The following is a 19775-nucleotide window of genomic DNA, read 5'->3' as shown; positions in this document are numbered from 1 at the left end:
ACGTTCACGCGGCACCTCCTCCGGGTCGGCTGTGGGGCGGCACGATGTTCTCGCCGCCTCCCGCGCTGGGATAGGTCGGGTGATGGTCGACATCGCCCGTGATCCCGATCACGCCGGTCTCGACCGTCGGCTTCATGACGTCGGGGCGCTGCCCGACGCCCTTCGCGAAGTGCCGCTCCAGGTAGTACTGCCCGACCATGAGGACCGAGGTGACGACCAGGTACCAGGCCGAGGCCACCATGAGCATCGGGACCGGGTTGTAGGTGACCGCCGCGATGTCCTTCGTCTTCATGAAGAGCTCGAGCGTGAACGGCACGGCGCTCACCAGCGACGTCGTCTTCAGCATCGAGATGACCTCGTTGCCCGTGGGCGGGATGATGACGCGCATCGCCTGCGGCAGCACGACGCGAGTCATGGTGTGCCACCAGCCGAGGCCGAGCGCGATCGCCGCTTCGTCCTGACCGCTGTCGACCGACAGCAGACCGGCGCGAACGATCTCGGCCATGTACGCGGCCTCGTTCAGCGCCAGGCCGATGATGGCGAGCGTGAACGCCGTCATGATCGCCTTGGTCTCGAACTCGAACACCGGCGGCAGGCCGGGGAGCCCGAAGCCGATCGTCGGATAGATGACCGCGAACAAGCCCCAGAACACCAGCTGCACATAGACCGGCGTGCCGCGGAAGATCCACAGGTAGACCCACGCGACGGCCTTGACGATCGGGTTCGGCGACAGCCGCATCACCGCGAGCGCGACGCCGAGGATGATCGCGATCACCATCGAGTAGATCGTGAGCATCAGCGTGTAGCCGACGGCGGTGACGATTCGAGTGTCGAAGAGGTACTTGCCCACCTCGGGCCAGTTGTAGGCCTCGCGATTCGCGGCGTCGAAGATGAAGAGGCCCGCGAGGACCACCAGCACGACCGCCAGGATGATCCTGCCGGGGTGCTTCAGCTTGATCGCGGTGATCGGCTCCGACTCGTAGAACGGCTGGGACCGCGGAGTGCTCTCCGCGGTCCCACCTTGAGCATCAGACATCGTGTGATCCTCTGTGGTGTCCGACTCGGCCTAGGACCCGGCGTTGATCGTCGCCTCGTCGATGGCGCCGTCCTCGACGCCGGCCTTCGTGAGGATCTCGAGGTACGTGCCGTCGTCCATGAGGGACTGCAGTGCCGCCTGCACGGCCTGGGTCAGTTCCGTATCCTTCGGCAGCGCGTAGCCGTAGGGCGCGACGTCGAAGGCCTCGCCGGACGCGGCGATCTTGTCCTTCTGCGCGTTGATCGCGTCGAGGGTGACCGGGGAGTCCGCGGAGAACGCCTCGGCCTGCCCGAGGACGACCGCGTTCGTCGCCTCGGCCTGACCCTCGAACGGCATGATCTCGATGGCCGGCTTGCCCGCGGCCTCGCACTCCGCCGACTTCGCGGGGAGCTCATCGGTGTGCTGGAAGGTGCCGGCCTGCACGGCCACCTTGTGCCCGCACGCGTCGTTCGGGTCGATCTCCTTGCCGATGGGGGCCGCCCAGAGCACACCGGCCTCGTAGAAGTTCACGAAGTCGACCGTCTTCTGACGCTCGGCGTTGTCCGTGAAGGACGACGAGCCGATGTTCATCTTGCCGCCCTGGATGCTCGGGATGATGGTGTCGAAGCCCGACTCCTCCCACTGGGGCTCGAGACCGAGGCGCGCGCTCACGGCGTCCATGAGGTCGACGCCCCAGCCGACGATGTTGCCCTCGGAGTCCTTGTACTCGTTGGGCGGGTAGGAGGCGTCGGTGCCGATGATCAGCACACCCGACTCCTTGATGTCGGCGGGCACGAGCGCCGCGGCCGCCTCGTCGACGGTGATGCCCGAGGTGTCGGTCGACTCGCGTTCCGGCCCTTCGGTGTTGGTGACGCACCCGGTGAGGGTGAGTACGGCAGCAGCGGCAAGCGCGGGGAGCGCGTAACGAATCTTCATCGATCCTCCAAATAACAACAGGCTGGTTTCACGGGCGAAACCTCGATCCGAGTGTACTGCGCGGTTTCGCGGGAAATGTTTCAGAGTGTCTACCCGGCTCAATAGTCAGCCTGGATCTTCCGGGAGTTTTCCGCGGGTTCCGGCCCGATACTGGGCATACGGCAGTAAGTAACATTCCGGTTAAGCTTGCAGACCCTCGCGCGGACCGTGACAGACCTAGTGTGGATCTGAGGGAACGCCCGCGGTGGACCCGCGCCGCTGGTGCCGGCGCTGCCGCCAGCGGCTGATCAGGAAGACCGCGATGAACAGGATCCCGTACAGCACCGCCATTCCGGCGCTCGTCGCGGCGTCGAGCACGTACGCGATCCCGAACCCGGCGAGTGCGCCGCCTGCGGCGAAGGCCAGCGTGAGCGCGATCAGACTGCGTAGCCGCTGGGTCAGCAGGAACGCGGTCGCGGCGGGCGCGACGACGAGCGCGATGACGAGGATCGCGCCCACGGCGTGGAACGCGGCGGTGACGGTCACGGAGACGAGGAACATGAAGGCCGTGCCGAGGATCCGGGTGCGCACGCCGATCGCGGCGGCGAACGCGGGATCGAAGGTCATGACCTTGAGTCGCGGGTACAGGAGTGTGATGAACAGCGCGTTCACCGCCAGCACCGCGAGCATGACGTACAGGTAGGCCGGCCCGATCGAGACCCCGCCCACCTGCAGATGCTCGAAGGCCGCGAGGTTGAGGTCGCCGACGAGCACGGCGTGCACGTCGAGGTGCACGTTCGCGAAGTTCAGGGTGACGAGGATCACACCGGCGCTGAAAAGCGCCGGGAATATGAGGCCCTGCGGCGCGTCTCCGGTGAGCAGCCCGGTGCGCGCGAGCCACTCGCTGCCGAGCACGACCACCAGACCGGCGAGTGCCGCACCCAGGATCAGGAGCGGCGAATCGAGATTGCGGGTGAAGAAGTAGCCGACGACGATGCCGGGCAGGATCGCGTGGCTGATCGCGTCGACGAGCATCGAGTTCTTGCGGAGCACGATGAACACCCCGGGGAGCGCGCAGGCGAGCGCGGTGACGACCGCGAGCAGGATCGTGCCGATCAGGAAGCTCATCGGGCGACGCTCCCCTCGGCGACGAGCTCCGCACGAAGGGCCGCTCGGGCTCGGGATCGCGCGACGGCCCGCACGAGCACACTCCGGCGCGGCGAGCACAGGATCGAGACCAGGAAGATGGCGAACAGCGTGAGCACGATGAGCGGTCCGGTGGGCACCTTGCCCAGCACGATCGAGAGATACGCGCCGACGCCGCTGCCGACGGCTCCGAATACGCCGGAGAGGATCACCATGCTCGGGAGGGTGCGGGTCCACTGCCGCGCGGCGGCGGGCGGCGTCACGACGAACGCGACCATGAGCACGAGGCCCACGGCCTTCACCCCGATGACCGTCGCGATCACCACGGTGGCGAACATGAGGATGTCGACGATGCGCCCGTTGAAGCCGAGCACGCGGGCGTGGTCGGGGTCGAAGGTGCGCAGGGCGAATTCCTTCCAGAACACGACCATCAGGGCGAGGGCGACGGCACCGACCGCGATGCTCGTCGTCAGGTCGGCGATCGTGATGACGGAGGCGTTGCCGAAGAGGTAGTCCTGGATCCCGCCCTTGCCGGGCAGCGTGCTGTTGGTGATGATCCGCATGAGGAGCATGCCGCCGCCGAAGAACAGCGTGAGCGCCACGGCCATCGCCGCGTCGATCCGGATCTTGGAGTGCCGCGCGATCCCGTTCGAGAGCAGGACCGCCAGGATCCCGGCGACGACCGCGCCGATCACGAGGCCGATCATGTTCCGCCCGTCGGCGCCGAACACCGTGACCGCGGCGAGGAACGCGAGGAGCGCCCCGGGCAGCGCGGCGTGCGAGACGACGTCGCTGATGAGCGACTGCTTGCGCAGGTAGGCGAAGCTGCCGAGCGCGCCCGCGACGAGGCCGATCACCGTGGTGCCGAGGAACACCATGCGGTAGGTGTGGTTGCCGAAGAACTCGATGAGGGTCATGAGGCGAACTCGAGGAAGGCGTCGTCACCGGCCGCGACCTCGTAGGTCGCGCGGATGTTCTCGCGGGTGTAGGCCTCGTCGACGGGGCCGGAGGCGATGATCGTGCGGTTCAAGAGGGTCACGCTGTCGCAGTACTCCCGCACCGTCGCCAGGTCGTGGTGCACGATGACGACCGTCTTCTGGGCGGCGCGCAGCCGGTGGAGCACGGCGACGATCGCCTGCTGACTCTTCGCGTCGATGCCCTGGAACGGCTCGTCCATGATGTACAGATCGGGATCCTGCACCAGCGTACGCGCGAGGAAGACCCGCTGTCGTTGGCCGCCCGACAGCTCCCCGATCTGGCGCGTCGCGAGGTCGGCGATCCCGGTCTGTTCGAGCGCCACGAGCGCCCGCTCTCGCTCGGCGCGACCCGGGCGGCGGAACCAGCCGAGCCCGCCGTAGGTGCCCATCGTCACCACGTCCTGCACCGTGGTCGGGAAGTCCCAGTCGACGCTCGTGGACTGCGGCATGTACCCGACCCGTCGGCGCACCTCGGCGAGCGGCCGCCCGAAGAACTCCGCCGAGCCGGTGAGCGGCGGCACGAGACCGAGCATGGCCTTGATGAGCGTGGACTTGCCCGCCCCGTTCGGACCGACGATGCCCATGACGACACCGGTCGGCACCGCGAAGTCGATCCCGCGCAGCACGGGCTCCGACCGGTACGCGACGCTCAGGCGGTGCGTGGCGCACGCGAGACCCGACTCGGTCATGGTTCCTCCGTTCCGGCCAGCGCGTCCGCGATGGCCCGACTGTTGTGGCGAAAGACGTCGAGGTAGGTGTCGACCCCGGGATCGGCGCCGAGCGAGTCGGCGTAGAGCTCGGATCCCGAGACCTCCACGTTCCAGCCGCGGGCGCGCACGGCCTCTTTCAGGCTCGTGATCGCCTGCGGGTTCGCCTGGTTGTCCTGGAAGATCACCGGTACCCGGTGATCGGTGATGAGGGTCGCGAGTTCGGAGAGCTCCTCCGGGCTGAGCGCGGCCTCGGTGGAGACGAAGTCCGTCGCGTGGACTTCGAGGCCGTACGTGTCGCCGAAGTACCCGAAGGCGTCGTGCCCGGTGATGAGGATCCGCCGGTCCTCCGGGATCTCCGCCAGGAGGGCCTCCGTCTCGCGGGCGGCCTCGGCGATCTCCGTGAGGTACGCGTCAGCGTTGCGCCGGTACTCCGGTGCGTGCTCGGGATCGGTCTCGGCCAGCTTGTCGACGACCTGCTCGACGACGAGTGACCAGGCGGCGGGGCTGTTCCAGACGTGGGGGTCGTGCAGCGGGTTGCCGAGCTCGTCGGTCTCCGGCCAGTTCAGCAGCAACTCCGCGGGCAGGTGATCCCCCACCGCGAGCTGGCGATCCCCGAGGCTGCCGAGCTGATCGAGCATCTGCGCCTCGAGGTGCAGGCCATTCCAGAGCACCACGTCCGCGTTCAGGAGCGTCTCGATGTCGCGGGTCGACGGCTGGTACGTGTGCGGATCGCCGCCCGGACCCACCATCGTCGTGATCTCGGCCTCCGGCGCGATTGTCGCGACCGCGTCGGCGAGATACCCCGTCGTGGCGTAGACCCTGAGCACCCCGTCATCGGCGGCGTCAAGACTCACGGGCGCGGCCGTCGGGACGCACCCCGATAGCAACGCCACCGCGAGTCCGGCTGCCGCCACTCGCCCCCATCGCCGTGCAGTCCGCACCCGACGCCCTCCGATCATCAAGTTTTGATACTCGAAAGTATAAGTTCGCCATGCCGAACTTTCAAGTGCGACTCATCTCGCGCTCCGTCGGTGCAATACCCTGACTGCATGCCCTCTCGCCCTGCGACCCCACGCGGTCTCGCCCTCGCCCGCCTCGCCTGGGGCCTCGCCACGCTCGCCGCCATCGTCGCGACCTTCGTCGACGCCGCCGCGCGTGGACCGGTGAACCCGTTCAACTTCTTCGGCTACTTCACGATCCAGTCGAACGTGCTGCTCGTGCTCGTCGCCCTCGCCGCGGGCATCGTGGGTCTCGTGCGACCCGGGGTGCAGCCCCGGTGGCTCGTCGCGGCTCGCGGACTCGCGACGGTGTGCATGATCGTCGTGGGGCTCGTCTACGTCACCCTCCTCCTGCCGGTGCACGCCGCGGGAGGCGTGGAGGTGCCGTGGGCGAATGCGGTGCTGCACATCTTCGGTCCGCTCCTCGTGATCCTCGACTGGGCGCTGACGACCGACCGCACCGCGCTGCCCCGCTCCGCGATCCTGTGGCAGCTCGCGTACCCCCTGGCGTGGACCGCCGTGGTGCTCGTGCGCGGCGCGACCGATGGCTGGGTGCCCTATCCCTTCCTCAATCCCTCTCAGGGCTACGGCACCGTGGCCCTCTACGTCGCCGCCATCGCCGTCGTGTTCCTCGTGATCTCGTGGCTCGTCGTCTGGTGGTCGCGGAAGCGCCCGTGACGGTTGACGGACCGGCCCGACTCCGGATCGGACGCACACTCGGGCGCCTGTACTTCGCCGGGCAGGCCGCGGCGGGTGCGCTCTGGTGGCTCGGCGTCTTCGCGGTGCCCGGGGTGCGGGAGCTCACCCTCGGCGGGCTGCACCCGATGCTGGTTGCGGCGCTCGACATCCCGCTCTTCGTGATCCTCTCCGGGATCGCGGCGGCCGGCATCGGTTGGGCCGCCTGGATCGCGACCGGGTGGACACTCCTGGTGGCCCTCGGCATGGCGCTCTACGCGACGGTCACAACCCAGGCGGGCTGGGGCGCCCTGCTGATGCTCGCCGCAGCCGCGGGCAGCATCGCCGCGGTGCTCCTCCTGCGCGACGGTCGGTTGCCGACCGAGCGGATCCTCTTCGGCCCCTTCGTGTTCCGGCTGGCGCGCCCCGCCTCGGCCACCCGCAACGCAGCGCGGACCGGACTCCAGATCACCCTGTTCTGGGGGCTCTGTCTGGGGGTGATCCCGGTGCTCATCTGGCTGGTCGAGGCGCGGTGGGGGCTCGCGATCGAGACGCCCGCGGCCGTGCGGGTGACCGGCGCCGCGCTGTTCGTGCTGGCGAGCGCCCTCGCGCTGTGGGCCGCGATCAGCATGTCGACGCGCGGCGAGGGCACTCCGCTGCCCTCCGCGATGCCGCGCCGACTCGTGATCAGCGGTCCGTACCGGTACGTGCGCAACCCCATGGCCATCACGGGGATCACGCAGGGCGTCGCCGTCGGGCTGGTGCTCGGATCGTGGCTCGTGGTCGCGTACGCGCTCTGCGGCTCGCTGGTGTGGAACTGGGTGATCCGCCCCTCGAGGAGACTGATCTCGCGGGCCGATTCGGGGCGGAGTTCGAGGCCTATCGGGCGCGCGTCGGGTGCTGGATCCCGCGGTTCGGATCGTCGCGCATCGATGCGGCAACGGAGGGGCGCCGGAGCGCAACCTGAGGGTTATGCTGACCCCAGGGAATCAAAGGGGGATGCCGTGACCGAGACAGCACACGCGAGCGCACCGGCCCGGCCCGAGGAGCGGCGCTCCTGGGTCCCGATGGTCTGCCTGTTCCTGGCGCAGATCCTCATGTCCTTCAACGTCGCCGCGCTCCCCATCTCGATCGGCGGCATGGTCGCCGATTTCGGGGTGCCGCCCACGGTCGCGAGCTCGACGATCGTCGTCTACGGCCTCGTGGTCGCCGCGCTCGTGATGACCGGGGCGAAGCTCGGGCAGCGCATCGGCTGGGTGCTCATCTTCCGCTGCGTCGTGGTCGTCTTCGCGGGATCCTCCCTGATGATGATCCTCGCCCCGACGATCACCTGGGCCATTGCCGGACAAGTGCTCGCCGGTGCTGCGGCCGCGATCATCGTCCCGTCGCTCGTCGCGCTCATCGCGGAGAATTACCGCGGTGCCCAGCAGGCCACCGCGATCGGTTCGCTCGGCTCCGCCCGCGCGCTCTCCGGCATCAGCGCCTTCCTGATCGGCGGCACCCTCGGCACGCTCGTGGGCTGGCGACCCGTCTTCATGATCGTGCTGGCGCTCGCCATCGCCGTCTTCTGCTTCAGCTTCACGCTGCGCTCCGACCGGGGCGATGCACGCGTCAAGATCGATCTCGTCGCCTCGCTCCTCATCGGCCTCGCGATCATGATGCTCACGCTCGGCTTCAACAATCTCAACGGCTGGGGTGCGTTCTTCGCCGGCCCCGGGGCCCCGTTCGACCTGCTCGGCCTTTCCCCCGCCCCGTTCCTGATCCTGCTCGGCATCGTGCTCGGCCAGGCGTTTTTCATGTGGACCAGGCGGCGCATGCGCGAGGGCAAGGCCCCGCTCATCGACCTCTCGATCCTGCGCTCCTCCCGCGAGCGCTCGGCCGTGTACGCGATGTTCATCGTCGTGGGTCTCGAGGCCGCGCTGAACTTCACGGTGCCGATGTACATCCAGATCGTGCAGGGACGGACGCCGTTCGAGACCTCGCTCGCCATGATGCCGTTCAACCTCACGGTGTTCATCACCGCGACCCTGATCGTGCGCTTCTACCGCCGATTCCCGCCGCGCACCATCGGGGTCACCGCGTTCATCTGCACCACGGCGGCGCTCGTCTGGCTCGCATTCGTCGTCAACAACAACTGGGAGACGCTGCCCACGATCCTCGGACTCGTGCTGTTCGGGATCGGGCAGGGCTCGCTCGTCACCCTGGTCTTCAACGTGCTGGTGACGTCGGCCCCCGCCGAGCTCGCGGGCGACGTGGGATCGCTGCGCGGCAGCACGCAGAACCTCGCCTCTGCGGTGGGCACCGCGGTCGTCGGGGCGCTGCTCGTGGCGCTGCTCAGCGTCGGCATCGGCCGCGCCGTGGTCGAGCACCCCGAGCTGCCCGCGGATCTCGTCGCCCAGGTCGACCTCGACAGCGTGAACTTCGTGTCGAACGACGAGCTGCGAGAGGTGCTCGGGCGGACGGCCGCGTCACCGGCGCAGGTGGACGCTGCGGTGCAGGTGAACGAGGAGGAGCGGCTGCGCGCGCTGAAGCTCGGGCTGCTCGTGCTCGCCGGGCTGAGCGCGGTCGCGATCCTGCCCGCGTCGCGGCTGCCGCGCTACAAGCCCGACGAGATCCCGGCGCCCGACGCGGTGGACGTCTAGGGCGCGGCGGGCACGGGGGCGGCGTCGCGATCAGCCGCGGGGCCGAGGTCGATCCCGATCGCCCGAGCGCGCTCACGGTACTCCTCGAGCGCCACGGGACGATCCGTGGTCCGATCGCCGATGCGCGCGTGCGGGCGGCCACCGGTCGCCGCCACCACCGCGATCACGAGCTCGTCGGCCGCTGGCGCGTCCGGAACCGAGAACCCGAACGTGATGAAGTGCGAGCGGATCCCCGAGTTCACCGTGTCCGCGAGCGGCACGGTGAGGTGCGCGCCCGCCGCGGCGCGGCGATCGGCGTAGCTGATGTACTGATCGCTCCCCAGCCGCTCACGGATGATGTTGCCGAAGTACGGCGTGTGCAGAAACGCCGAGCCGTGCTCCAGCTCGCCGTCGATGCCGACGATCGCACCCTTGCCGAACGCGGCGACACGATCAGCCGACCCGAACGTGGAGAGGATCTCCTGGGTCAGCAGGAGCGCGAGCTCCGGTGCCTGCGCCCGGACCTCCGGGCCGAGATCTTCGGCGAACCGTCCCACCCAGGGATTCGGGATGACGGCGGCCGCCGCGCACAGGGTCAACGGTTCGGGCACCGCGCGTCCCCCCTCCACGAACACCCGCTCGATCACCGTCGATATCTTGCGAACCCGCATGTCTGTGCCTTTCGTCATGAGCGCGAGCCGCCGTTCGGCGCCGCGCAGTCGTCCAATTGTTCGGGGGTCAGCCATTCCGTTCCACCCGGGGTGACGGAGAATTGCACCCACGCGGCGTCGGGACCCGCGCCGTGCTGGTGTACGACCCCCGGCGGGCACCAGATCCGGTCCCCCGGCTCGAGCATCACGGGTGCGCCGCCGAGCTCGCGCACCCACCCGGTCCCGGAGATCGATTCGAGGTACTGGCCCCGGTCGTGCCGATGCCACCCGCCGACGTCGCTGCCCGGGGGCAGGGTGACCGCGAGCACCACCGCGCCGTCGGCGTCGGGGACCAGGTCCGTGAACCGGACCTGGTGCTCGGATCCGCCCGGTGCGAGATCGGTCGCGGACGCACGGGGAATACTGATGCGATGGTGCACCACGCGCCTACCCCTCGGCCGGCACCACGACGCTCCGCTGGGGGTCCCAGCAGAGGGCGACGGGCTCCTGGACGCGGACGAGCGGGGCATCCCGATGCGACAACCAGATCTGGCACGGAGAGCCGTCGACGAACGACCCCGTGCACCGCAGCCGGTCGCCCAGGAAGATGATCTCGTCGAACACCGCGGAGAACTGATTGCCCGGCGCTGTCGCACCAGTCGCCACGACGCAGTCCTCCGGCCGCAGCATCACCTGGACCTGCGCTCCCTGCGACAGCACGTGCTCGGTCCGGGCGGTCGCGGCGATCCCACCGGCGACACGCAGCTCGACGACTCCTCCGGAGGAGTCGCGCGCCACCGTCGCGTCGAGGAAGTTCGCAGCGCCGAGGAACTGGGCGGTGAAGCGAGAGTTCGGGAGACCGTAGATCTCCGTCGGGGTGCCGAGCTGCGCGATCCCGCCGTCGCGCATGATGACGATGCGGTCGCTCAGCGCGAGCGCCTCCTCCTGGTCGTGGGTCACGAACAGGACGGTGGTCCCGAGCTCCTGGTGCAGTCGGCGGATCTCCTCCTGCATCTGCGTACGGAGCGACTTGTCGAGCGCGCTCAATGGCTCATCCATGAGCAGGATCGGCGGATTCGAGACGAACGCCCGGGCGAGCGCCACGCGCTGCTGCTGCCCACCGGACAACTGCACCGGCTTGCGACCTGCGAGGTGGCCGAGCGACACGGCCTCCAGCGCCTCCGTCGCCCGCTGCCGCTTCTCGGCCGCTGATCCGCCGCTCCGCTGCAGCGGATAGATCACGTTCTCCAGCACGGTCAGGTGCGGGAAGAGCGCGTACGACTGGAACACCATGCCGAGGCCGCGCTTGTGCGTGGCCAGCCGAGTGATGTCGAGATCCCCGAGCAGGATCCGCCCCGCGGTCGGCGTCTCGAAGCCGGCGACCATGTTGAGCGTGGTCGTCTTGCCCGATCCGCTCGGCCCGAGGAGCGTCAAGAACTCCCCCGGCTGCACCGAGAGGGTCACGTCCTGCACCGCGGTGACATCGCCGTAGCGCTTCTCGAGGCCGATCAGTTCGAGCCCGACCGGGCCCTCGGATGATCGTGCCCGGGCCGGTGCGAGTGTGGTGGAGGCCATCAGATTTCCGTTTCTTCTCATGAGGTCAGGCTGCGGCGCGGCGGCGAGACACCGCGGTGAGCGCGAGGCTCAGCCCCAGCAGCAGGAAGGTGGCGAGGGTCAGCACGGTCGCCGCGACGGGCACGACCGGATTCAGCTCGTAGGTGATGCTCGCGAACATCTTGACGGGCAGGGTCGGCTCGCGGTCGCCGGCGACGAACATCGCGATCACCGGTTCGTCGAGCGACACCATGATGGAGAGCAGCGTCGCCGCCGCGATGCCGGGAGCGATGACCGGGACCACGACCCCGAGGAACGCCCGGGTCGCACTCGCGCCGTGCACGCGCGCCGCCTGCACGAGCTTGAAATCGAACGTGCGGAGGGACGCGGTCACCGTGGTCACCACGAACGGGATGGCGAGCCCGACGTGCGCCAGGACGACGAGCGGGAGCCCGCCCTGAATCCGCAGCATCAGCACCATGACGTACAGCGCGAACCCGGAGATGACGACCGGCACCATCATGGGCATCATCAGGATCGGGTCGGTGGCGCGGGAGGTGCGCGAGTTGGCGCGGACCATGGCGTACGCGGCCAGGGTGCCGAGCGGTACCGCGATCACCGCGGCCGAGGCGGCCACCACGAGGCTCCGGGTGAGCGCGGCGGTCCAGGCCGGATCCGCGAAGAACTGCTCGATCCACTTCGTGGAGAATCCCGGGGGCGGGAACTCGAGGAAACTGCTCGAGCTGAAGGCCATTGGGATCACCGCGAGCGCCGGCAGCACGAGGTACCCGACGATCAGGAACGCGAAGATGACCCCGACGATGCGGGTCGATCGGCGCTGTCTCATGAGGCATTCCTTCCGACACGGCGGGCGAGTGAGCGGAGCGCGAACATGACGGCGAAGGTGATGACGAGTAGCGCGCTCGAGAGCGCGGCGCCGTAGCTCCAGTCGAGCGTCGTGCCGACCTGGTCGCTGATGAGCTGACCGATCATCATCTCCCGTGGCGAGCCCAGGATCGAGGGGATCACGAAGTAGCCGAGCGTCGTGACGAACACGATGGTGGACCCCGCGAGCATGCCCGGGGTGAGCTGGGGCAGCGTCACCGTCAGGAAGCGACGCGTCGCCCCCGCACCGTGCACCGCGGCGGCCCGCTCGATGTTGGGATCGAGGCGACCCATGACGTCGGTGAGCGACATCACCATGAACGGCAACCCGTACTGCACCATGCCGATCGCCACGCCGGTGGGGCTGTTCACGAGCTGCAGCGATTCCGTGTCGATCCCGAGACCCTCGAGGAACCCGAGGACCGGACCGCCGTGCCCGAGGAGCGCCAGCCAGGCGTACGCCCGGACCAGCACGCTGAAGAAGAGCGAGGCCGTGACCGCCCCGAGCAGCACGCTGCGGAGGCGCGGCCGCGACTTCAGCGCGATCGATGCATACGGGATCGCCAGCACCAGGGAGACGAGCGTGACGAACAGCGCCATGCCGAGGCTCCGCAGCAGGACGGCCCGCACGAGGTCGCTCTCCCACATGCGCTGGTACTGGAAGAACACTCCCTCCTCGCTCGTGAAGCTCGACACCAGGAGAATGGCCGTCGGCACGAGGAAGATGGGCACCAGGATGATCAGCGCCGGGACGAACAGAAGCCCCGGCGCCGCGTGCCAGGCCGAACCGCTGCGAGCGCGGCCGGCCTGGTCACGGAGGGTGATGACGTCGGTGGTCACTGACCAGCCCAACTGTTCCATTTCTCGACCGCGGTGTCGAAGTTCTCCGCCCACCACTGGAGGTTGATCGAGCCGACGGCCTGGTCCATGTTGTCAGGGTGGACGTTGTACCAGGGCTGATCCTCGGCCGGCAGAGCCTCGAACGAGGAGCGCAGGATGGGCGAGTACCCGGTGGCCTCCGCCATCTTCGTCTGGGTCTCGGTCGTGATCGCCGAGGCGAAGAGTTCCAGCGTCTCGTCGAGCTGCGGGTTGTTCTTCGCGGTGACCATGTACCCGCCGTCCTGCAGGTTCTCGCCCCAGTCGATCGCGACGGGCTGGCCCTCTTCGGCGAGCGCCGCGATGCGGTTGTTCCAGGCGAACGAGTAGTCGACCTCGCCGGACGACATCATCTGCTGCAGTTCGGCACCCGAGTTCCAGAAGACCAGGTCGTCGCGCACGGTGTCGAGCTTCGCGAGCGCACGATCGATGTCGAGCGGATACAGCTCCTCGAACGGCACCCCGTCCGCGAGCAGCGCGACCTCGAGCATGCCGTAGGGCCAGTTGTACACGCCGCGCTTGCCCGGGAACTGCTCCGTGTCGAAGAACTCCTCCCAGGTCGACGGGGCGGTGTCGACGGCGTCGGTGCGGTAGGAGATCACGAAGGAGTACGAACCGCTCGGCAGTGCCCAGTCGGCGTCGGACTCCGCGGCGCCCGGCAGCGTGATGAGATCATCGGCGTCGATGGTCAGCTCCGGAGTGTTCGTGGCCGCCCACCAGTCGGAGTGCTGCACCGTGAACCATCCCTCGAGGTCCACCCAGTCCCAGACGACCTGGTCGGCCTCGATCTGCGCGGAGAGCTTGCCGTAGTCCACGGGGTTCACCATCTCGGTGGGGATGCCGGTCGCCTCGGTGAACGGGTCGGCCCACGCAGCCTTGTACCCTTCCTCCGTCGTACCGCCCCAGGTGACCAGCGTCAGCGGTTCTCCGGACGCGGCACCGCCGTCGCCCCCGCTTCCCGTCGAGCACCCCACCAGCATGGCGCCGGCGACGAGCGAAGCGGCGCCCAACGCCAGTGTTGAATGAATACGCTTTCGCATCTCGTTCCCTTTCAGTTTCAGTTCGTGTCGTTCAGTGGTCATTCGGTCGCGGCACGGAAGCCGCGCGCGTACTCACGCGGCCGGAGCTGCGTCCTGCTCGAACTCGGCGATGATCCGGCGCATGACCTTCATCGCGCCGACACCGGCGGGCACTCCGCAGTAGACGGTGAGCTGTTTCAGCACCGCGAGCAGCTCGTCGGGCGAGACGCCGTTGCGCAGGGCTCCCCGCGTGTGGATCTCGAGTTCCTCGAGCCGCCCCAGGGCACCGGTCATGGCGATCACCAGCATGCTCCGAGTCGCGAGTGGCAGCGTGTCATCGGTCCAGATCTCGCCCCAGCAGTAGCTGACCATGAAGGGCTGGAAGGCCCGGGTCAGCGGATCGTCCGGGCCGACGGCGGCATCGACGTACGCGTCTCCCAGCACGCGTCGCCTCACCGCCATTCCCTCGGAGAACAAGGGTTCAAAGTTCTTGTGTTCGGACAAACTGATCAATCTCCTTTGCGATCGTGTCGGGGGTCTCCTGGAGCAGCTGGTGCTTCACGCCCGGAACGACGATCGCGCTCCCCCGCTGCACTCGCCGGGCCAGGAATTTGGACATGTGCGGGGGCGACCCCACGTCGCCGTCTCCGGCGATCGCGAGCACCGGCGCGGTGATCGCCCCGAGATGCTCGGCGAAATCGCTCGTTGCCAGCACGCGGTAGGCCGCGGCGTAGCACTCCGGCTCCAACTGAGCCATGCGCCCGAGCGTCTGCTCACGTGCCTCGGGGTGCCGGGCCAGGTAGGCCGGGGTGTACCAGCGATCAACGCTCTGCCGTGCCACCGCGAGGGGGCCGGATGCGGTGACCTCGCGAAATCGCTCGAGTACGCGCTGCTGCTCAGCTTCCGAGCGGTTCGCGACGCTGCCGACGACGATGAGTCCCGCCACACGATCCGGGTGCGCGAGCGTGGCGGCCTGCGCGATGAGCCCGCCCAGCGAGAAGCCGGCGAGGATAGCCCGCGGGAAGCCGAGCTCGTCGAGCAGCGCGATGAGGTCGGCCACAAAATCGCTCATCTCGTAGGGAGGCGGCGCGTTGTGTCCCCGCTCCCCGTGCCCCCTGAGGGTGTAGCGGACGAGCGGACGGTCCGCGTCGAGCCGGCCCGCGACCTCCTCCCAGGACTGGAGGGAATCGCCGACGCCGTGGATCATCACGATCGGCGTGCCCCGTCCGTCGGGGTGCGAGACCTCGAACGCGGTCACGGCGCCGCACCTTCGTACGTCGCGATGACCTCCCGGCCGAATCTCCGGATCGATTCGACCTCCACATCGAACGAGAGCCCCCAGGTCGCGTTGTAGAGATAGGTGTCGGTGCCGAGCCGCTCGTACTCGGCCAGTCGTGCGCGCAGCTGCTCGGCGGTGTCGAACATCTGGTTCCTGCGGATCTCATCGCGCTTGAAGCGGTCCGCCTGCTCGTCGATCGACTCGGGATCGACCCACTTCACCCAGCCGTCCTCGACGTCGCCATCGGTGCGGAAGAGATTCGTGAAGTAGCCGTCACCGTAGAGCACCCCGTCGATGGCCGCTTCGATCCCGGCCTCGTCCTCCGCGACGTAGGTGTCCCGCAGCACCATCATGCGCGGGGTGTAGTCGGCATCTGCGCGCTCGACCGCCTCGTTCAGCCTGACCCGGAGCGACTCGACCTCCTCAATCCCGAGCGAGAGCGGTGCGACCATGATGTTCGCGCGATTGCGGATCGCGATGTCGAACACGTCCGGATGCCGCGCCGAGACCCAGAGCGGCGGCCCGTCCGCCGTGCGGGGCCGCGGGGTCGTCGTGGTCTGGGGGAACTTCCAGAGCGTGCCGTCGTGCGCGTAGTCACCCTTCCAGAGTCCGTGGAGTGCGGGGAGCAACTCCGCGAGCTGCTCCCGAGCGATCTCGGGCGGGATTCCGTTGGCCATGCGAGCGAACTCGTACGGGTAGGCGCCTCGCCCGATCCCCAGCTCAAGTCGACCTCCGGAGAGATGGTCGAAGAGCGCGGCCTCACCCGCGAGACGGATCGGGTGCCAGTACGGCGCGCACAGCACGGCGGTGCCGAGTCGCACGCGCTCAGTCACGGAGGCGAGGTGGGTGAGCAGCGTGAACGGCGCCGGTGCGATCGTCATCTCGTGGCCGTGGTGCTCCCCAACGAAGACCGCGGAGAAGCCCACCTCCTCGGCGACGCGCACCATCTCGGTGATCTGCCGGAGATTCTCCTCGAAACTGATGTCCGGGCTGCGTCGCCCGAGGTCGAGCATGATTGCGAATTCCACTGCGTTCCTCTGCTTTCGTCGTGATCGAGATCGGATGCTCAGGAGTCGGACGGACGGGCGGAGCCGCCCATGACGAACGGATCGTTCCCGATCCCCGAGTAGTTGATGATGACGGTCTTCTCGCGGGTGAACTCCTCGAGCTCCCGCCGACCGCCGAGGCGGCCGTAACCGCTGTCCTTGACGCCTCCCGCGCTGAGCGACGCCTCGGGGGCGCGGTAGGTATTGACCCACACCGTCCCCGATTCGATGCGCCGCGCGGCGCGCAGTGCGGTATCGATGTCCTGAGTCCACACCCCGGCCGCCAGCCCGAACCGGGTCGCGTTGGCGAGTTCCATCGCGTGCTCGAAGTCGGAGAACGGGGTGAAGCCGATGACCGGACCGAACACCTCTTCACGGTAGAGGCGGTGTTCGGGGGCGACGTCGGCGAAGACCGCGGGCTCGAAGAAGCTGCCGCCGCCCGCTCCGGTCGGGCGGGTCCCCCCTCCCGCGGCCAGGCGCGCACCATCGGCGTGGGCGTGCTCCACGAACCCGCGTGCGCGCTCCAGCTGCCGAGCGGAGCCGAGCGGCCCGATCTCGGTCGCGGGATCGAGCGGGTCGCCGAACCGCAGGGTCGCCGCGCGCGCGGCGAGCCGCTCCACCAGCTCGTCGTGCACGTCGACGTGGACCAGCGCTCGACCACCGGCGACGCACGTCTGCCCCATCGCGGCGAACACCCCGCCGACGAGGCCGTTCACCGCGCGGTCGAGGTCCGCGTCCGCGAACACGATCTGCGGCGATTTACCGCCGAGCTCGAGCATGACCGGCTTCAACAGCTCGGCGGCCGACACGGCGACCCTTCGGCCGACCTCGTCTCCTCCGGTAAACACGATCTTCTGCACCGCCGGATGCCGCACGAGCGCGTTGCCGGCAGCCGACCCCCGGCCGGAGACGACATTCAGCAGCCCCGCCGGCAGCCCGCTCGCGTGCGCCAGTTCTGCGAACGCGAGGATGGAAGCGGTGGCGTCCTCGGACGACTTCACCACGACCGCGTTGCCGGCGGCGAGCGCGGGTGCGGCGGCGGAGATGAGCAGGGGAACGGGCGAGTTCCATGGCACGATCATGCCGATGACGCCGATCGGCTCGCGCACGGTCATCGCGAGCAGGTCGGGCTTCGACGCGGGTGCGGTCACCCCCTCGATCTTCTCCGCGTTGCCGGCGGAAAAGCGGAGCGAGTGCGCCACGCCGGCCGCTTGCGCGCTCGTCTCCCTGAGGAGTTTGCCGTTGTCGAGTGTGTCGAGGATCCCGAATGCCTGCGCGCGGGACTCGACCGCGTCTGCAATGTCGAGCAGCACCCGCGAGCGATCGTAGGCGGAGGTCGCCGCCCAGGTCACCTGCGCACGCCGGGCGGCTTCGACCGCACGGTCGACGTCCGTCTCATCGGCGTCCGCGACGCGATGCCACGGTTCGTCGGTGAAGGGGTCGATCGCCTCGAAGGTCCGCCCCGAGTGGGCCGGCTGGAGTTCGCCGTCGATGAAGAGCTGCGCCCCATCGTCCGCGATACGGGAGGCGAGACTGAGATCCAGGTCCGCGGGAAGTGCTCGCATGTTCAGACGCTCTCTTTCGCTCGGCTGGGTCGGTGATCGGACGTGATGTCCTGGATGTGCGCGATCGATCCCTCGGCCAGCGACCCCGCGTAGAGCCCGAAGCGCGCGTTCGCCAGCTCCTCGAGATACCGATCGACGACCGCTTCCTCGCCCGGGCCGTGGAATTTCGTCGGGTCGACCTCCCCGGGTGGCAGCGCCAGATAGCCCGCCGCACGCAGGTCCTCCGAGTCCGCGAAAACCTGCCCGCGGTACACGAGGGTCAGTTGATCGCCGTGGCCTTCGTAGACCGAGTAGAGGAATTCGGTGCTGGTGGGTAGACCGAAGCGCTCGGTGGCCTCTTCGGTGAGCGCGGCGGCGTGGATCCGGCTCGCGCTCAGCGTGCTCTGCGGGAGCGCCAATCCGCCGTCGGCTGCGGGGGCGGCGATCACGTTGCCGTCCTGGCTCTGCATCATCCAGCCCACCGTGATCTTCGCTGATTGCGGCACGGTCGCGCTGATCTCCTGATCGGTGTTGAATCCGAAGAACCGGCCCTGGTAGAAGCCGAGCGGCCGCGCGGGAGCGGCACTGTACCGCTTGACCTCGCCGATGATGATCGCGTGATCACCCGCGATAACGACCTCGCTGAGCTCGCAGTCCAGCCAGCCGTGCACATCGCGCAGGATCGGCGCCCCGCTCACCCCGGTGTCGGTGTCGAGGTGCTCGAACTTCGTCTCCGACTTCGAGGCGAAGGTGCGTGCGAGATCCTGCTGCTCCGAGCTCAGCACGTGGATGGCGAACCCCGAGGCCTGCTGGAACGTCTCGTAGCTCGCCGCGCGGTAGTCGACGCAGAAGAGCACGAGCGGCGGGTCGAGGGAGACCGACGTGAACGAGTTCGCGGTGATGCCTCGAGGGCGCCCGTCGGCGTCGATCGTGGTGATGATCGTGACGCCGGTCATGAACGAGCCGAGCACCTGACGGTAATGGCTGATGTCATCGATCGTGCCGTTGCTGGCGAGACCGATCGATCCTGCGGGCATTGCTTCCACTGCGGAATCCCTTCGTTGCGATTGCGTGATCACAACCTACAAGTCTGCTGACTGACCTGTCAACTGTCTGACAGGTCTAACGTTTGGGGCTACACTATCTGCATGCCCCCCTCCTTCGCCCTCCCCGAGAGCTCCATCCAACGCAGCCCCGCGCTCCTTCGCGATCAGGTCGCGGAATATCTCCGCGAGGCGATCTTCCATTTGGCACTGGCTCCGGGGACTCCGCTCGTCGAGCGGGAGATCTGCGAGGCCACTACCGCTTCACGGGCGACGGTGCGAGAGGCGCTCCGGCAGCTCGAGTCCGAGGGGCTCGTGCGCTCGATCCAGGGCAAGGGCACGATCGTCGCCGGGCTCACCGCCACCGAGGCGCAGGAGATCTACGAGATCCGGGCGCAGCTCGAAGGGCTCGCGGCTCGCCTGTTCGTCGAGCGCGCATCGGACAAGCTCGTCCGCGCACTGCAGAACACCCTGGTGGAGCTCGCCGAGGTCGTCGACCAGCCCGCAGACATGATCGCAATCAAGGCCGACTTCTACGACGTGCTCTTCGCAGGTGCCGGCAACGGTGAGCTGCAGCGCTTGCTCCATGGGCTGCGCCAGCGCATCACGCTCGCGCAGTCCAACTCCCTCGCCGTTCCCGGACGCGGGCAGCAGTCACTGGCGGAGCTGCAGGAGATCGTCAGTGCGCTCGCCCGCCGGGACGCGGATGAAGCGGTGCGACTCACGGTGGAGCACATCAACGAGGCGTCGCGCGCCGTGCGGCTGTTCCGCGAGGGCAACCTCGAAGAGTACTCGCGCTCGATCGCCTGAGCGGGGCGGGAT

General features: G+C 68.5%; 20 protein-coding genes. 3 read left to right on the top strand and 17 right to left on the bottom strand.

Features of this window, described 5'->3' with window-relative positions; translation table 11 throughout:
* Positions 1-4: 4 nt before the first annotated feature.
* The 6 genes from MUN76_RS11115 to MUN76_RS11090 form a co-directional block, all read right to left on the bottom strand.
* Positions 5-1036: an amino acid ABC transporter permease gene (locus MUN76_RS11115; RefSeq protein WP_244684678.1), complete on the bottom strand. Its 1032-nt coding sequence runs from the start codon at positions 1034-1036 to the stop codon at positions 5-7.
* 30 nt (positions 1037-1066) lie between these two features.
* Entirely contained in the window at positions 1067-1951 is an 885-nt protein-coding gene (locus tag MUN76_RS11110; protein ID WP_244684676.1) for an ABC transporter substrate-binding protein, read from the bottom strand.
* Between the two features lie 216 nt (positions 1952-2167).
* Complete coding sequence (locus MUN76_RS11105) at positions 2168-3058, bottom strand: metal ABC transporter permease (RefSeq protein WP_244684674.1); 891 nt, start codon at positions 3056-3058, stop codon at positions 2168-2170.
* Positions 3055-3993, bottom strand: a complete 939-nt coding sequence (locus MUN76_RS11100) for a metal ABC transporter permease (RefSeq protein ID WP_244684672.1) — start codon at positions 3991-3993, stop codon at positions 3055-3057. Before MUN76_RS11100 ends, MUN76_RS11105 begins: the two co-directional genes overlap by 4 nt.
* Positions 3990-4742 (bottom strand): metal ABC transporter ATP-binding protein, encoded by a 753-nt coding sequence (locus MUN76_RS11095; RefSeq protein ID WP_244684670.1) that lies wholly within the window; start codon positions 4740-4742, stop codon positions 3990-3992. Before MUN76_RS11095 ends, MUN76_RS11100 begins: the two co-directional genes overlap by 4 nt.
* Positions 4739-5617: a metal ABC transporter substrate-binding protein gene (locus tag MUN76_RS11090; RefSeq protein WP_244684668.1), complete on the bottom strand. Its 879-nt coding sequence runs from the start codon at positions 5615-5617 to the stop codon at positions 4739-4741. Before MUN76_RS11090 ends, MUN76_RS11095 begins: the two co-directional genes overlap by 4 nt.
* 195 nt (positions 5618-5812) lie before the next feature.
* On the opposite strand from MUN76_RS11090, the gene MUN76_RS11085 reads away from it, so the two are divergent.
* Positions 5813-6439 carry a Pr6Pr family membrane protein gene (locus MUN76_RS11085; protein WP_244684666.1) on the top strand — a complete coding sequence of 209 codons (627 nt, stop codon included), beginning with the start codon at positions 5813-5815 and terminating at the stop codon, positions 6437-6439.
* Positions 6436-9078 (top strand): MFS transporter, encoded by a 2643-nt coding sequence (locus MUN76_RS15575; protein WP_346730388.1) that lies wholly within the window; start codon positions 6436-6438, stop codon positions 9076-9078. The genes MUN76_RS11085 and MUN76_RS15575 overlap by 4 nt, the downstream gene beginning before the upstream one ends.
* Here MUN76_RS15575 and MUN76_RS11070 read toward each other — a convergent pair.
* The 11 genes from MUN76_RS11070 to MUN76_RS11020 all read right to left on the bottom strand — a co-directional run bounded on the left by MUN76_RS11070 (position 9075) and on the right by MUN76_RS11020 (position 18947).
* Complete coding sequence (locus tag MUN76_RS11070; RefSeq protein ID WP_244684664.1) at positions 9075-9746, bottom strand: amino acid synthesis family protein; 672 nt, start codon at positions 9744-9746, stop codon at positions 9075-9077. The two genes, MUN76_RS15575 and MUN76_RS11070, sit on opposite strands and share 4 nt — an antisense overlap.
* Positions 9743-10150 carry a cupin domain-containing protein gene (locus MUN76_RS11065; protein WP_244684663.1) on the bottom strand — a complete coding sequence of 136 codons (408 nt, stop codon included), beginning with the start codon at positions 10148-10150 and terminating at the stop codon, positions 9743-9745. Before MUN76_RS11065 ends, MUN76_RS11070 begins: the two co-directional genes overlap by 4 nt.
* A 4-nt stretch (positions 10151-10154) precedes the next feature.
* A complete protein-coding gene (locus MUN76_RS11060; RefSeq protein WP_244684661.1) occupies positions 10155-11282 on the bottom strand; it encodes an ABC transporter ATP-binding protein in 1128 nt (375 codons plus the stop codon).
* A 25-nt stretch (positions 11283-11307) separates the two neighbouring features.
* Entirely contained in the window at positions 11308-12108 is an 801-nt protein-coding gene (locus MUN76_RS11055; RefSeq protein WP_244684659.1) for an ABC transporter permease, read from the bottom strand.
* Positions 12105-12986, bottom strand: coding sequence for an ABC transporter permease (locus MUN76_RS11050; RefSeq protein WP_244684657.1), 882 nt, complete (start codon positions 12984-12986; stop codon positions 12105-12107). The genes MUN76_RS11055 and MUN76_RS11050 overlap by 4 nt, the downstream gene beginning before the upstream one ends.
* Positions 12983-14062, bottom strand: a complete 1080-nt coding sequence (locus tag MUN76_RS11045; protein WP_244684655.1) for an extracellular solute-binding protein — start codon at positions 14060-14062, stop codon at positions 12983-12985. The genes MUN76_RS11050 and MUN76_RS11045 overlap by 4 nt, the downstream gene beginning before the upstream one ends.
* 72 nt (positions 14063-14134) lie before the next feature.
* A complete protein-coding gene (locus MUN76_RS11040; protein ID WP_244684653.1) occupies positions 14135-14485 on the bottom strand; it encodes a carboxymuconolactone decarboxylase family protein in 351 nt (116 codons plus the stop codon).
* Positions 14486-14522: 37 nt separating this feature from the next.
* Complete coding sequence (locus tag MUN76_RS11035; protein ID WP_244684652.1) at positions 14523-15299, bottom strand: alpha/beta fold hydrolase; 777 nt, start codon at positions 15297-15299, stop codon at positions 14523-14525.
* Entirely contained in the window at positions 15296-16348 is a 1053-nt protein-coding gene (locus MUN76_RS11030; protein WP_244684650.1) for an LLM class flavin-dependent oxidoreductase, read from the bottom strand. The genes MUN76_RS11035 and MUN76_RS11030 overlap by 4 nt, the downstream gene beginning before the upstream one ends.
* 38 nt (positions 16349-16386) lie before the next feature.
* A complete protein-coding gene (locus MUN76_RS11025; RefSeq protein ID WP_244684649.1) occupies positions 16387-17931 on the bottom strand; it encodes an aldehyde dehydrogenase family protein in 1545 nt (514 codons plus the stop codon).
* Positions 17932-17933: 2 nt separating this feature from the next.
* Positions 17934-18947, bottom strand: coding sequence for a flavin reductase family protein (locus MUN76_RS11020; protein ID WP_244688756.1), 1014 nt, complete (start codon positions 18945-18947; stop codon positions 17934-17936).
* Positions 18948-19058: 111 nt separating this feature from the next.
* Here MUN76_RS11020 and MUN76_RS11015 point away from each other — a divergent pair, with 111 nt between their 5' ends.
* The gene (locus MUN76_RS11015; protein WP_244684647.1) at positions 19059-19763 is read left to right on the top strand and encodes a GntR family transcriptional regulator; all 705 of its coding nucleotides are present in this window, start codon (positions 19059-19061) and stop codon (positions 19761-19763) included.
* Positions 19764-19775 lie beyond the last annotated feature (12 nt).

Source organism: Leucobacter rhizosphaerae (genome assembly GCF_022919175.1).
Lineage (GTDB): Bacteria > Actinomycetota > Actinomycetes > Actinomycetales > Microbacteriaceae > Leucobacter > Leucobacter rhizosphaerae.
The sequence above is the reverse complement of the archived record's forward strand: the minus strand, read 5'-3'. Positions and strand labels throughout refer to the sequence as shown.

Coding starts and splice junctions, on each gene's coding strand:
- MUN76_RS11020 (WP_244688756.1), bottom strand. CDS start 18,947: ATGCCCGCAGGATCGATCGGTCTCGCCAGCAACGGCACGATCGATGAC.
- MUN76_RS11015 (WP_244684647.1), top strand. CDS start 19,059: ATGCCCCCCTCCTTCGCCCTCCCCGAGAGCTCCATCCAACGCAGCCCC.
- MUN76_RS11115 (WP_244684678.1), bottom strand. CDS start 1,036: ATGTCTGATGCTCAAGGTGGGACCGCGGAGAGCACTCCGCGGTCCCAG.
- MUN76_RS11070 (WP_244684664.1), bottom strand. CDS start 9,746: ATGACGAAAGGCACAGACATGCGGGTTCGCAAGATATCGACGGTGATC.
- MUN76_RS11085 (WP_244684666.1), top strand. CDS start 5,813: ATGCCCTCTCGCCCTGCGACCCCACGCGGTCTCGCCCTCGCCCGCCTC.
- MUN76_RS11055 (WP_244684659.1), bottom strand. CDS start 12,108: ATGAGACAGCGCCGATCGACCCGCATCGTCGGGGTCATCTTCGCGTTC.
- MUN76_RS11025 (WP_244684649.1), bottom strand. CDS start 17,931: ATGCGAGCACTTCCCGCGGACCTGGATCTCAGTCTCGCCTCCCGTATC.
- MUN76_RS11100 (WP_244684672.1), bottom strand. CDS start 3,993: ATGACCCTCATCGAGTTCTTCGGCAACCACACCTACCGCATGGTGTTC.
- MUN76_RS11045 (WP_244684655.1), bottom strand. CDS start 14,062: ATGCGAAAGCGTATTCATTCAACACTGGCGTTGGGCGCCGCTTCGCTC.
- MUN76_RS11110 (WP_244684676.1), bottom strand. CDS start 1,951: ATGAAGATTCGTTACGCGCTCCCCGCGCTTGCCGCTGCTGCCGTACTC.
- MUN76_RS11105 (WP_244684674.1), bottom strand. CDS start 3,058: ATGAGCTTCCTGATCGGCACGATCCTGCTCGCGGTCGTCACCGCGCTC.
- MUN76_RS11095 (WP_244684670.1), bottom strand. CDS start 4,742: ATGACCGAGTCGGGTCTCGCGTGCGCCACGCACCGCCTGAGCGTCGCG.
- MUN76_RS11060 (WP_244684661.1), bottom strand. CDS start 11,282: ATGGCCTCCACCACACTCGCACCGGCCCGGGCACGATCATCCGAGGGC.